Genomic DNA, 14,079 nt, shown 5'->3' with positions numbered 1-14,079 from the left:
AATAATCTTGTATTGAAGTTATTTCGACACTGGAACAAAATCTGTTGCAACGACGATTTCCTGTCCTGCTTTTGAAAGGATAAAGTCGACGAATTTCTTTACTAATCCCGTTGGTTCACCTTTTGTGTAAAGGTACAATGGACGTGATATTGGATAATGTCCGCTGACGACGTTGTCAATAGTCGGGGCGATGTATTCCGAGTTTGCGTCTTTGGCGACACTGACAGGCTTTTGCTTTGGTGAAATATATCCCATACCATAATAACCGATAGCGTCTGCGTTGCCCGCCACTTCATCGGCGATTGCCTGTGATGAAGAAAGCATAAGTGCCGATGGTGCGAATTCTTCAGTGCCTGCCGGATTGCCTTTTCGCAAGACGTGTTCTTTGAAATAAACGTGTGTGCCGGAATTGACTTCTCTTGATAGAAGAACGATTTTGCCATCGTGTCCGCCAAGCTGTTTCCAGTTTGTAATTTTGCCGGTGAAAATGTCGGCGAGCTGGTCCATGGTTAATTTAACAACCGTGTTTTTGGGATTTATAACAACTGCCAGACCGTCAAGGGCTGCTTTAATCTCGAAAGGTTTGATACCTTTTTTGCCGGCAAATTCAATTTCCTTTTTTTTGATATCTCTGGAACTCATCGCAATATCGCACGTTCCGGAAATCAAAGCGGATAGCCCTGTACCTGAACCGCCGCCGGTTACAGATATGAAATCCTGCGGATTGGTTTCCATATAACTTTCCGCCCAAGCCTGACCGAGGTTGACCATTGTGTCAGAACCTTTAACCTGCAGCATATTAGATGCCGCCGATGCGAATGCAGATGCGAATAAAACGACCAAAACAATACATAATTTTTTCATAATATATTCCTTTAAATTATACCACTATAGTCTATATTAATAATACTAAAGATATGTTAGGATTCTGTTAGGACAAAGTTAAAAGTTGGTTAAAAACGCAGGTGTGTCATTTTGGACACACCTGCTAATCTTCCATCTCCTGCCAACTGACTTATGCCGGAGACTATACTATTCACAGTTTGGATTATTATAAGTTTTGCGCCAAGGTAGCGAAGTCCACAAAATTAACTCTTCCGCTGTGATTGTAATCCATACCTTCGCACCAATCCGGCGAAGAACAGGTCTCAAGCCAGTAACTTGCGAAAACTTCAAGCTGTATATTTCTGTACATTGCAAGGTCGTCCGCTGTTACGTAGCCGTCGCCGTTAATATCGCCGTCAGCCCAGCTTTTGCCGTAGCTTGTGCTTATGTTTGCAACGATAATGTCTCTATCAGCAGCATTAATTTCGCCGTCGAGATTTACATCGCCGTAGTTTGTGCCGAGAATGTCGATAACTACTATGTCGAGGTCTTCGCCGTCAACAATCAAATCGCCGTTCATATCGCAGTTCAAATCCATCCACGATGCGTCATCGAGATTGTTCCAGTTCAGAACGTTACTGTGAACATCGGAATTAACTGAAGGTGTTTGTCCCAGAGCTGCGGCCTTTATTCCACCTCGCAGAACTGTGCATATCCAGTCGATATCTTTTGCGTTGATGACACCGTCTGCCGCAACAGGATTTGCACCGGGCGTTACCTTAACGTTGTTATGGTCGGTAGAACTGATTTCTTTGCCCGCGATATCAGCTTTTGACCAGCCTGAATTTGGTTCATAAGCTAAACCTGTCGCAAGGGCAGTATTGAAATAGTTTCCGTTGCCGCCGGTAGCTTTATCCGACTGGTCAACAAGGGTAAAACCTTTACTGCGGTCAAGATTTCCCGTAACTGCGTCAATCGCAAGGCCGTCTGCGAAATATCTAATGTCAGCGGCAACGAAATTTCCATCGCCGTCAAAATCGCCGATAATTTCCGGAACTACGTAATCGCCGGCCTGTGTGCCGTAATATCCGCCGTGATTTACGCCTGCTTCAAAGGCTCTCGGATTTTTTACTGCTTCAACTAATTTAGCGATATCGTTTACATTGCGTTTGTGTTTCTCTGTGCCTGCATAGTTAAAATCGCCGGAAACTTTATTGCGTTCTGAAAGCGAGGTAGAACCGCCGACAACTTCGTTTCCACCGTTTTCACCGTTGTCGATGTATGACGATGTTCTGCCGTCGCTATAGGTTGCGCTGCCTGAAAGACCTGTTCTGTTCGGAGCGATACCTGACAGTTTCATTGAACCGTAAGCAGGTATAGGTAAAGTTTTAAGCTCGTGGTCGCTTGCTCGCACGAAATCCTGCAATGACTGATTCAGTTTCGCGTTTGCCGCGAAGACTGTCGGGTCGGCAGATGTCGGCATCGCATCAATAGAAGCCACAAGGAAATAATTATAAGCCATATATTCGCCTGGCATATTGTAATTTAAGCTTAATTCGGTGGAATCAACAAAGTCTGCGATACTTTTAGTTATGTTGTTGATGTAAGCGGCAGCGTGAGGATTTGCCATCGCATAAGTCGCGTCCTGATTTGGATCGCCAACTGTTGCGAAAGTTTCGTTTCCGCCGATTCTCCAGCCGCTGTCAGCATTGCCGTTGTCAAGAATGTTATCGAGTGTCGGACGGATATAAGTTGTGCCGCCGATATTTTTCACGCTGCATACTTCGTATCTTCCGCTGTAAACATCGCCGCGTGCTCGGCTCGTACCGCAAAGGCCCGTATAACCAACAGCGAGTCTTCTGGTTTCAACTGCTTTTTCCAATGTGCCTGAACCGCCGCAATTTGTATATTTATGAGTTTTGCCAAGCATTGTTTCTGCTTCAGCGTCGAATTTTGTGCCGATGTTATCGCCGCGTCCCCAGCTTGGGTCAACGCCCAGAGTGTTCATTGCACCATTTCGTGTGCCCGAACCGCTGTCGCGCGTTACCGCTGCGAGATTTTCACCGCTTGGCATACGGCCCGTTACGTTGAGGTATTGCAGTTGTTCTGCGCTGATATTTCCCGAAGGAAGACCAACGCCCTGATTTGCGATAATCGCGATTGGAACCCAGGCGATTTCTGTATCGAATACTGTTTGTGCGTTTGGTGATGTTGTGTTTGTATTAAGAGCGCCAAGGCTTTTCAATTTATTGCTCTGGGTTGTATTCCAGCACTTGACCGGGTTTCTGCCATAACCGGTTTGTGCAGGTTTTTTGTTCCATTGCGCATCTGTATCTGCTCCGGTGTAAACAAACCACGTTGTTGGAACGTCCATAACCGCGATGTCAATGTTGCACGGGTCAACTGGACATCCGCCCGGTAGATATGGGTCCGCGATTGGTTTCATGACTCCTGCTTTTGCCCACTCGATTCGGTTGATGTAGCCGAAATCTGCCGGAACGGTCAGGTCTGTGAACAGTTCAGGGTCTCTGTTGTACCAGTTAACAAGGTCTGTCAGTCCGCTGCCTGAACCTACGCCGCGATATGCTACCGACCAGTATGACGACCAGCCGGAAGTGCTGTACGTTGTTGCCAACTGGTCAGTCCACGGCGCATACTCGAGAGAGCCATACAGGCCGTCGCCGTCCGCATCGATATAATCGTTTGTTGATGCCGGTGCGGAAAAAAAATCAGCGAACAGCGTCGCGCCGCTGATGTTTACCTGATGCTGCTGGGCATAGAGCTGATTCGTCAACGCGCCCACAGCTAAAATAAGTGCCGCTAAACAGGTTTTTTTCACAAATGATTTCATCTTAATCTTCCTTCCATTAAATTTAACTCAATCTTTTTCTTCTTATACAACTTTTATAATCACATACTGCCATTGAGATAACCATTAGCGTTATCAGTCCTAACTTGAAAAACATTGCGTAAATTATTATGTTATTTGACATCGTTTCTTCCTGTAATGCTGTAGAATTTTGTTCCCCATTCGCGGGCTTCAAGCGTTTGAAGGATTGATTTTCTTGCGACGTGTCCGTCAACATAGATGAAGTTCGCACATCCGCCGAACTCTTTTGTTGAACCGCTGCCTGAATGATGGCGGCCGACCGCATTGATTGGATGGCCTGCTCCGCCGTCGAGTAAGTCTGTGGATTGTTCGACTTCTTTGATAGGTTTTAAACCGAAGTTTCTTGTCGCGTTGTTGTCGCCGTAAACGTAATATGGAGTATTCAGCGGCGCCTGATAAACTGCATTGTCTTTGTAGCCTGTACCTGTATGCGAAAACGCGAGGATTGGACGATGGCTCTTGACTAAAACACCGCTGCCTTGCTCATTTCCCAGTGCTTTCCAGTTATTATTGAATTCCGTTGCCATAATAAGTGAAGATGGATTTCGCAATTCGCCGCCGTTGACAAAGCGGTTCACTCTCTGACCGCCGCCGGCCAATAGTGAAGTAAACTTATTTCGCGGAATAATCACGGCATTGGCAGTAATTGATATTCTCGGCGCCTGTTTATCCATAAGGCTGTTTGGGCTTGATTGTCCGCCCTGATCCTGCTGGCCTTTTTCCCAATCTTCTTGTCTTGGTCCTGGATTGGTTCTTGGTGCGCCGCCGCCTTTCATTGCCGGGCAACTGAAAAGTTTTCCGTCAACTTTACCTGAATTGAACAGATACCACGACCAGTGCAGATAGCCGTAGGGGTGACCGGGGTCCTGATTTAAGGTGCTGTATCCGCCGGTTGCATTTGATGGATACAAATACGAAGCGGGAAAATACTGAAATTCTGTTACATAAGCGAGCATTCCTGTGCCGATACCTCGCATATGTGCCGCACAGACGACGCCTTGCGCCAGTTTCTTCGCCTTGCTTAGCGCCGGCATTAAAACTGCAAGCAGCATAGCGATAATTGAAATCACCACCAGCAGTTCGACCAACGTAAAACCTTTTTTGTGTGTTTGTTGTCCTAATTTAACGTCCATTTAATAGCCTCCAAATAAATTAATTTTTCGAAGGTAATTATAAATAGGCGTCTTTAGGAACTGATTACATTAGTGTTAAAAATACATAAATTATTTTTGTCTGAAGTTGAAGATATTGTATGAAATAATACCCGTTGTAACTGCGGTGGCGCTTCCGATGACTACATATAAAGGCCAGGCGATTTTTACAGTTTGAATTACAACGGTCATCACAATAATAGCCGTGAAAAATGCGATAATAGCGTCGCGCTGAATGGCTTTTTTATAAAACAGACCGAGCAAAAAAACGCCAAGCAGTCCGCCGTAGGTGTAAGATGCGATTCCAAGAGCCGTCTCAACAACTGTGCCTTTAAGGTTGATGAATGTTATCGCGGTGATGATTAAAATTATACCCCATATAAATGTAGCGATTCTTGAAAGCTTCAAAAGCTGCTGCTGCGATTTATCTTTGCCGAAAAGCGGCACGTAAATATCCAGCACCGTAGTGGAAGCAAGACTTGAAAGACTTCCCGCCAACGTACTCATCGCCGCCGCGAAAAGGGCTGCCACAATAAAGCCGCAAATTCCCGATGGTATCTGTTCGACTATAAATTTCGGGAAAATACCGTCAGCACGCAGCAGGCCGAGTTGAGCGAAGGATTGTCCCTTGTAATACGCGAACAGCAGAATGCCGAGAAAAAGAAACAGCCCGAATTGCAGAAACACTAACAAACCGCTTGTTGCTATTGCTTTCTGACTCGCCGATTTACTGCCGCAGGCAAGAACACGCTGAATGATTAACTGGTCGGTGCCGTGAGAAGCGAGTGTGAAAATAGCTCCGCCGAAGAAGGCGACAAAAAACGAATATGGCTGTTTGATAAATTGTACGAAGGATAAATCGCTGCCGAGATAAAACCATTGGAATTTTCCCGCAGGGATAGAAAGCCCGCTCGGCAGTTTTGAAATGATTATTATAACTGCAAGAATCGCTCCGCCGACATAAACGCCCATTTGAATCACGTCAACCCACACAACGGAACGAATTCCGCCGAAACAGGTATAAATCATTGTAACAAGCCCGATGGTAATAATCGCGATGATATAAATATTTCTGTCGGAAATACAAGCGAAGAAACTGCTGTTCTTGAGAATAAGCGCAAGCGGGATTGCCGTTGCGAACAGCCGAACGCCGTCGGCAAAAAGCCGCGTCGCCATGAAAGTAATGCCCGCGATATTCCGCATTTTTTGTCCGAAGCGTTTGCCGAGGAAATGATAAGCCGTGTCGATATTGCCCCGATAATACGCAGGTATCATTATTGCAGCTACAACAAGCCTTCCGACGACATAGCCCATAATCAACTGAATAAAGCGTAAGTCGCCCAGATACGACACTGCCGGTATGCTGATGAATGTCAAAACGCTTGTTTCAGCGGCTACGATACTGAACGTTACCGCCAGCCACGGAATGTGCCTGCCGCCGAGAAAATAATCGGTTGTGCCTTTTTGATTTCGGCCCATCCAAAAGCCGAAAGCGATTGAAACTGTTATGTAAATAACCACTATAAAAACATCAATCGTTGAAAAGGTCATCCCTGTCCTCGGTTATATTTTAATATTTTTCAATTTTTGCATCATCGCTTCATCAATCCGCAGGTCATTTTGTACCATCGAATACATCACCGCCGCCGCAGTCGCAGACATCTTCGCGGAATGGTAAACGATTTCAAAATTATAATTTTGCATTTGTCGTTTGAATGCCCGCTCGACAACGGAATCTTTCTGTAAAATTCCGCCGCCCAGCGTGATATTATAAAACTCCGCATCAGCGGGGCAGTAATGTTTTATCGCCTTAACGGCCAAATCGGTCAATGCTTTGCTCGCGTTGTTGATAATTTCAAGTGCTTGTGTATCGTTCTGTTCAGCCAAATCGCAAACGACCTGTGCAATTGCCGCAATATCTGTTTGCGGATGTTCTGAAAAGCAAACTTTGCTGACAAATTCCTTAGGCTGCTGAAAATTATAAAATTTTATAATTTTTTCAGTCAGCAAACTTACTTGCCTGCCAATCTCTGCATCGTCGAGGGCTTTTTTTATTGCTTGCCTGCCGATGTAGTAGCCGCTGCCCTCGTCGCCGAGCAGAAATCCGTTTCCGCCAAGCTGAACTAATTTGCCGTTACCGCTGCTGTTGCGGCTTCGCACAAGACATACCGACCCGGTGCCTGCAATGACAAGAATACCATCGCCGCTGCCGAAAATTGAATAGTGCATAATTTCTGCGTCGGTCATTATGCGAAAATTTCTTAAGCGGTTATCTTTCAGAGCCGCCTCTAAAATTTCTCTTTCGGGTTTTCGGCCTGCGCCGGCAAATGCGAAAGTTGATGAGTTTATATTTTCCGGCTTGCATTTCGATGAAAACTCCGCAAGCAGATTTTTGATTAATTCTGTTATTTTAGTCTGCCCAAGAGAAACGACATTTCCGCTGCCGATTTTGACGACCTGTATGACATTTGCGTTTTCATCAGCCAATATCGCTGTCGTTTTCGTTCCGCCTGCGTCAACACCAAGATAATACATAATTTACTTTCCGCTTGTTAATTTTTCTTTATTTCCGGCAAAGATTTTTTCAGCACGATTTCTTTTTCAGTTTCCCATCTGTCGAACTCCCAGTTATACGCAAGACTGGTAATCGTCATATCTGTAATATGAATCATGCCCCAAACCTGACTGCAATGTCTGTTTGCGCAACTGCACCCGGGAATACCGTAAACATAGCCGGCAGGGCTTATAACATCTATGCCGTTCCAAACCGCAGCGTTTAATTTGTGCCAGTGTCCGTGCATTATCGCCAAAACATTTTTATTTTTCAAAATGGCCGCAAGTTTCGCCGAGCTTTCTTCGCCCAATTTGCTTGAGCGGTCGGTATTCGCGTTGGCATCCGGCTGAACGTGCATTGCGATAATGATGTAAGTGTCTTTCGGAAGTTTTTCCAAATCTTTCTCCAGCCAGTCGAGCTGATTGGCATCCAAATCCGGAGCGGCGACAAGTCCTGCTGTATAGGGGTCGAGTACGACAAAGTGAACATCGTTCACGTCGAAGGAATAATATGTTTTGCCGAATTTTTCAGCGACCTTCTGACGTACAACATTTTCTTTTTTGCAGTCGTGATTGCCGAGCACTTCATAAGTCGGACAGTCGGGCATTAAATTTTTTATCGTTTGAATATAGCTCGCGTAATCCGGTGCGTTGGTGTCGTTCCACTGGTATGCTTTCCCGCTTTCAGTAATATCGCCGAGGTTTATCAGAAACGCGGGCATTCCGACAGGTTTACCCGCTGCGTAATATGCAGGGTATGGTGTGTCGGGCAGTTTATTCATTTGCGTTATTACATCGAGCCGGTTTTGATTATTGCAGGCTCCGAAATGCGTATCCGACCATGTGTAGAAAAGAATATCCCTTGCGAAGATACCCGCAGAACCAAAGTGCAGAATCAGAACAAACAAAAAAACATATAATCTGAAGTTTTTTATCTTCATACCAATCCTTTCGAGCAAAATGCCGTAAACCACTCATGATAAAGGATTGTTATGTTCTGGGCAAGTGAATTGTAAAGGTGCTGCCTGTGCCGGGTAAGCTTTCGACATTGACCGAACCTTTGTGCAGCCCGACGATATGTTTTATAATTGCCAGTCCCAGCCCGGTGCCGCCGAGTTTTCGGCTTCTGCTTTTGTCCACGACATAGAACCGCTCGAAAATTCTGGATAAATGTTTGTGTTCCATTCCGCAGCCGTTGTCTTCCACTGAAATCAGCAGTTCTTTTTCGGATTCTCTTGCGACGACTTTTATGGTTTTGTTGGCTTCGCTGTATTTTATTGCGTTGTCGATTAGATTGAATACCGCTTGTTCCAGCAGCAGCGTGTTGGCGTTTACCTTCAAATCGTCAAGACAGTTCAGTGTTATGGTGATTTGTTTTTGCTGTGCTTTAATGTGTGATAATTCAATCGCGTTTGCCAGTATGGTTTTTAGATAAACCGTCTTGAACACAAGGTCTCTTTTTGATTGCCCGTCTTCAAGCCGCGACAGGCTCAAGAGGTCGTCTATAATTGCATCGAGTCTTTGAGTGTTTTTCGCTATAACATCAAGAAACTGGCGTGTTTGAGCTTGATTTGTCAAGTCGCCCTCAAGCAGCGTTTCGGCAAAGCCTTTGATGGATGTGATTGGCGTTTTCAGTTCGTGCGATACGTTCGCGACAAAATCTTTCCGGATATTCTCAAGTTTGCGGAATCTCGCGGAGTCATTGAAAATAATAATAACGATATTTAACACAGCCGCGGTAAGTGAGATAATAATCCCGACGGCAGCGATTCTGATATAAATATTATGAAGCGACTTTTCAATTTCCTCGATGGAAACAGCGGTTCGGATAATTGCGATTGTTTTGCCGTCGTATTCGATAGGTACCGCGACATACGTCATATTCTTTCTATCTGTACTGCTGAATCTTGATGATTTACCGAAACCTTTCTTGATGGCTTCGACAATTTCGCTTCGGTTGAAATGATTTTCCATTGTATCAGGGGGCTGGTCGGAATCGCCAATAACCGTACCGTCAGGTCTTATCACCGTGATTCTTGCCGAGCTTAACTGTCCGAAAGTTTTGCACAGAATATCAATTTGCGCATTGTTGGAGTCTTCTATTAGCGGAGCGATTTGCGGTGCGTACAATTTTGCGTAAGTAGTAAGTTTTTCAGTTGTCTGCTCAAGATGAAATCGGCGGAAATGAATTGAAAAATACCACGTTGCCGTCCCGAGAGTCGCGACAATAACTAAAATATAAGAAATATACAGTTTCCAGATAAAAAGTTTTTTGGCCATAATTAGTCTTTAAACTTATAGCCGATTCCTCGAACAGTTTCTATATATTTTTCTGCCGCGCCGAGTTTTTTCCGTAGCGAGACTATTTGCACATCGATTGCGCGGTCGGTAACAAGATAATCGTTTCCGCGAATTGCATCGACAATCTGATACCTTGTGAAAACCATCCCCGGCCGTTTGGCCAGAGTATAGAGAATGCTAAATTCGGTGAAGGTAAGTTCCACAACTTTGTTTTTTACCATTACTTCATGCCGCGCAGGGTCGATGGAAATTTCGTGTATTTTCACCGCCGACGTCTCAAGATTGCGGGCAATATGTCTTTGCAGAATCCTGCGTACTCTTGCCGTCAGCACTTTCGGGCTGAATGGTTTGGTAATATAATCGTCGGCTCCGAGTTCCAGGCCTGTTATAATGTCGGATTCTTCGCCTTTTGCGGTAAGCATTATGATGGGGATGTTTTCAGTTTTGGAATCACTTTTGAGTTTTTTGCAGACCTCCAGTCCATCTATCCCCGGCAGCATAAGGTCGAGGATGACTAAATTGGGCTGCTTTGATTTAGCTTCCACGAGGGCTTCTTCGCCGGAAGCCGCCGTTTCCGTTTTGTAGCCTTCCTTTTCAAGATTGAACCGCACCAGCTCGACTACATCTTCTTCGTCATCGACAATCAATATTTTTTCTTTTGACATAAGATTTCTCTTTAAGATTATTTTTATTATAATCTTAGTTAGGCATTGTTAGTGTTATTTTAACATTGTATTAGAATTATGTTAATTAAAATTTCAGGAGATAAAAATATGAGTAAAAAAGTACTTGTTCCGATCGCCGACGGCACAGAAGAGCTTGAAGCGATAGCGATTATTGATTGTCTTCGCAGGGCGGGCGCTGATTTAACAATCGCGTCAGTTCAAAATCTGCAAATAAGCACTGCCAGAAAGGTAAAAATCACAGCTGATTGCCTCATAAAAGATTGCAAAACAAGCATTTATGACCTTATCGTCTTACCCGGCGGAATGCCCGGCGCAGAGCACCTTCGCGACAGTAGCGAGCTTATCGAAATGCTCAAAAAGCAAAAGGAATCGGACCGATTTTACGCCGCGATTTGTGCCTCGCCTGCGGTTGTGTTTGAGCATCACGGCTTGCTTGCCGGCAAAAAAGCGACATGTTACCCTGGAATGGGCGGTAAATTGAAAGAATTGACAAATCAGCGGGTTGTCGTTGACGGCAACTGCATTACTTCACAGGGACCGGGAACCGCTTTGGAATTTTCACTGAAATTGGTTGAGCTTTTATTTGGTGCCGAAAAAAGCAGAGAACTTGCAAAGGCAATGCTCGTTTAAATAAGTCAGAGCCATGAGCGTCGAAGATCCTGCGCAAGGATTAGCGCAGGGTAAATAGTTTGTAGGGTGGGCTTTAGCCCAGGCGGTAAATTAGTTTTGAACATCAGAATTTTGTTTCCTTGAAAACAAAATTAGAGTGGTGAGAAATCTCTTAAAATCTCATCACCTTCAGGTGATTCCACAACTTTTCACTCTTCACTTTTAACTTTTCGTTTGGTCCGCCGCAGGCGGATCTTCAATCTTAAATCTGTACTGACGCCAGATACATACCTCTGTTTTTCAAAACCCTGACTTTACAGCCGAAAGTTTTGCTAAGGTTCGCGGAAGTGAACACTTTTTGTGGTTTTCCCTGACTGATGATTTTTCCGCTTTTTAAAAGTACCGCGTAATCGAGGGATTTCGGCAGTTCGTCTAAATGATGAGAAATTATCACAATCGCAGGCGGATTTTTTTGTTTGCGAAGTTTATTCAGAATCTTTACGACAATCGCGCGATTTCCCATATCAAGTGCATTTGTCGGCTCATCCAAAATCAGCATTTTCGGCTGCGATATCATCGCGCGTGCTATCAGTACTTTTGTCTGTTCGCCGCTCGATAGCGTACCAATTGGAAGCGAGGCTTGTTTTCGTAGTTTGAAAAAGCTGACTTGCGAATCGACTTTTTTCCATTGCTGCTTTGTAATTTTTCGATAGAAGGGCAACATTAACGTACCGAATAATCCGGTCGCGATTACGTCTCTTACGGTTAAACCCTCATCGAAATGCGGCATTCGTGAAGGCTCAATTATGCCGATTTTGCCGCGAACGCTCTGAAGGTCAACTTCGCCGAAAGTTTCGCCAAAAACGCTCACCGAACCATCCTGCGGCCACAAATATCCGCTAATCACGGCGACAAGAGCCGATTTGCCCGCCCCATTAGGCCCGATTATCGCGCAGCACTCGCCGGGCATAATCTCGAAACTTATGTTTCTTAAAATCTTAAAGCTGTCCTGAACGACAGTTACGTTTTTTAAATCAATTATGGGCTTTTGTGGTTTCATTAAACCATTGCTAATTAAAGAGTACTATTTTACATTGACATTTGCGAAAAACAATGTAAAATATCCCGCTTCAACTATCGGAATTTAAACAAACCGTATATTAATTTACCTGAATAGAGATTTTTTATGTATTACAATTATATTCGTAATGTAGCGATTATTGCACACGTTGACCACGGTAAAACTACCTTGCTTGACAGGCTTTTGTATCAATCTGGAATGTTCCGCAGTGAAGACCTTGACAAGCTGGCTGGCGGCGTCGAAGGTTTGATTATGGACTCGAATCCAATCGAGCGTGAACGCGGCATTACAATTTTGAGCAAAAATTGCGCAATAAACTATACCGATGATGAAGGTGATGAATACAAAATTAACGTCATCGACACTCCCGGCCACGCCGATTTTGGTGGCGAAGTCGAACGTGTTTTGAAAATGGCCGATGGCGTACTGCTTTTGGTTGATGCGTTCGAAGGTCCTATGCCGCAGACAAGATTCGTTTTGAGCAAGGCTCTTGAGAATAAGTTAAAACCAATCGTTGTGATAAATAAAGTGGACCGTGAAAACAGTCGTCCGCATGAAGTTGTAAATGAAGTTTTCGATTTGCTCGTTCAGCTTGGTGCCAATGATGATGCGCTTGATTTCCCTGTTATTTACGCTTCAGGCAGACAGGGCTGGGCATCAAGCGACCCGGATGAAAAAACAAATAATATGAAGATTGTATTTGATACAATCATCAAAAAAGTTCCTGCTCCGACAGTTGTTCCGGATGCTCATCTTCAAATGCTCGTAACGAGTCTTGAATATTCAGATTACGTCGGCAAAATCGCAGTTGGCAGAGTTTTCGCCGGTAAGATTATGGCAGGGCAGGCCGTTACTGTTATCGATACCAAAAATGTTCATACATTGCAGAAAATTTTGCAGATTCATTCATTCGACGGTCTGGGCAGAAAGCAGGTTGACACTGTTTTGGCAGGCGACATTTGTGCCGTGTCTGGCCTCGACCCTGTCGATATTGCCAATACGATTGCCTGTCCGTGCAATCCTTCAAGGCTTGCAGTAATCGCTGTTGATGAGCCGACAATGTCGATGACGTTCAGAGTCAACGATGGCCCATTCGCAGGAAAAGATGGCAAATACGTTACAAGCAGACAAATCGGTGATAGACTTGAAAAGGAGCTTCAGCATAATGTTGCGTTGCGGGTTGGCCCCGGCAGAACACCTGAAGAATATTGCGTTTCAGGCCGAGGGCTTATGCATCTGGGCATTCTGCTCGAAAATATGCGGCGTGAAGGATATGAAATTTGTGTCGGCAAGCCGGAAGTTATTTTGAAAGAAGTTGATGGAATTACTCATGAGCCGATAGAAATGCTTGCTATTGATTGTCCTATGGATTGTCAAAGCGCGGTCATGTCGCTTCTGGGCGAGAGGCGGAGCGAAATAGTCAGAATAGACACAAAGAGCGGCGCAAGCAGTTTTGTACACATGGAATTTCTCATTCCGTCACGCGGACTGTTCGGTCTGCACGCAAGAATGTTGAACGCTACGCAGGGTAAGGCGATTATGCACCACTCGTTCGAAAGATATGAGCCGATGAGAGGTTCGATTCCGCAGCGTAAGAACGGCGTTATGGTTGCGACCAATGCCGGCCAGGTTACGGCTTACGCGTTGGATGCGTTATATGACAGGGGAATATTCTTTGTTGAGCCGGGCGATACCGTTTATGACGGCCAGGTCGTCGGCGAGCATTGCAAGGAAAATGATATTCCTGTAAATCCGGTAAAGGCAAAGCAGATGAGTAATATGCGTGCGTCCGGTAAAGACGAGGCTGCAAAGGTCAGACCGGCCAGAATAATGAGTCTTGAACTATCAATGGAATACATACAGGGCGATGAGCTTGTCGAGATTTGTCCAAGTTCGATTCGAATCAGAAAAAGATTCCTTAGAGAAGAGGACAGACGCAGAGCTTCCCGTAAGGGCGGACAATAATTTTTTCAATGGTTTTTG

11 protein-coding genes are annotated in these 14,079 nt (G+C 44.8%); 2 read left to right on the top strand and 9 right to left on the bottom strand.

Annotated elements, in window-relative coordinates; genetic code table 11:
• Nucleotides 1–18: 18 nt before the first annotated feature.
• From LLF92_06125 to LLF92_06090, 8 genes are all read right to left on the bottom strand, one after another.
• Nucleotides 19–864: a phosphate ABC transporter substrate-binding protein gene (locus LLF92_06125; protein ID MCE5340689.1), complete on the bottom strand. Its 846-nt coding sequence runs from the start codon at nt 862–864 to the stop codon at nt 19–21.
• Between the two features lie 187 nt (nt 865–1,051).
• On the bottom strand, nt 1,052–3,676 hold the full coding sequence (locus LLF92_06120; protein ID MCE5340688.1) for a dockerin type I domain-containing protein: 2,625 nt from the start codon (nt 3,674–3,676) through the stop codon (nt 1,052–1,054).
• A 131-nt stretch (nt 3,677–3,807) separates the two neighbouring features.
• Nucleotides 3,808–4,848, bottom strand: a complete 1,041-nt coding sequence (locus tag LLF92_06115) for a prepilin-type N-terminal cleavage/methylation domain-containing protein (protein ID MCE5340687.1) — start codon at nt 4,846–4,848, stop codon at nt 3,808–3,810.
• Nucleotides 4,849–4,938: 90 nt separating this feature from the next.
• Nucleotides 4,939–6,417, bottom strand: a complete 1,479-nt coding sequence (locus LLF92_06110) for a sodium:solute symporter (GenBank protein ID MCE5340686.1) — start codon at nt 6,415–6,417, stop codon at nt 4,939–4,941.
• Nucleotides 6,418–6,429: 12 nt separating this feature from the next.
• Nucleotides 6,430–7,401 (bottom strand): hypothetical protein, encoded by a 972-nt coding sequence (locus tag LLF92_06105; GenBank protein MCE5340685.1) that lies wholly within the window; start codon nt 7,399–7,401, stop codon nt 6,430–6,432.
• 17 nt (nt 7,402–7,418) lie between these two features.
• Nucleotides 7,419–8,360, bottom strand: coding sequence for a metallophosphoesterase (locus LLF92_06100; GenBank protein ID MCE5340684.1), 942 nt, complete (start codon nt 8,358–8,360; stop codon nt 7,419–7,421).
• Between the two features lie 49 nt (nt 8,361–8,409).
• A complete protein-coding gene (locus LLF92_06095) occupies nt 8,410–9,699 on the bottom strand; it encodes an ATP-binding protein (GenBank protein MCE5340683.1) in 1,290 nt (429 codons plus the stop codon).
• Between the two features lie 2 nt (nt 9,700–9,701).
• Entirely contained in the window at nt 9,702–10,385 is a 684-nt protein-coding gene (locus LLF92_06090; GenBank protein ID MCE5340682.1) for a response regulator transcription factor, read from the bottom strand.
• A gap of 108 nt (nt 10,386–10,493) precedes the next feature.
• Between LLF92_06090 and LLF92_06085 the strand changes: the two genes are divergently transcribed.
• Nucleotides 10,494–11,036, top strand: a complete 543-nt coding sequence (locus LLF92_06085; protein ID MCE5340681.1) for a DJ-1/PfpI family protein — start codon at nt 10,494–10,496, stop codon at nt 11,034–11,036.
• A gap of 241 nt (nt 11,037–11,277) precedes the next feature.
• Here LLF92_06085 and LLF92_06080 read toward each other — a convergent pair whose 3' ends face one another.
• Nucleotides 11,278–12,075 carry an ATP-binding cassette domain-containing protein gene (locus tag LLF92_06080; protein ID MCE5340680.1) on the bottom strand — a complete coding sequence of 266 codons (798 nt, stop codon included), beginning with the start codon at nt 12,073–12,075 and terminating at the stop codon, nt 11,278–11,280.
• 126 nt (nt 12,076–12,201) lie between these two features.
• On the opposite strand from LLF92_06080, the gene typA reads away from it, so the two are divergent.
• A complete protein-coding gene (gene typA / locus LLF92_06075) occupies nt 12,202–14,061 on the top strand; it encodes a translational GTPase TypA (GenBank protein MCE5340679.1) in 1,860 nt (619 codons plus the stop codon).
• Nucleotides 14,062–14,079 lie beyond the last annotated feature (18 nt).

The organism is Planctomycetaceae bacterium, assembly GCA_021371795.1.
GTDB lineage: Bacteria > Planctomycetota > Phycisphaerae > Sedimentisphaerales > UBA12454 > UBA12454.
This window is presented reverse-complemented; position numbering and strand designations above follow the sequence as displayed.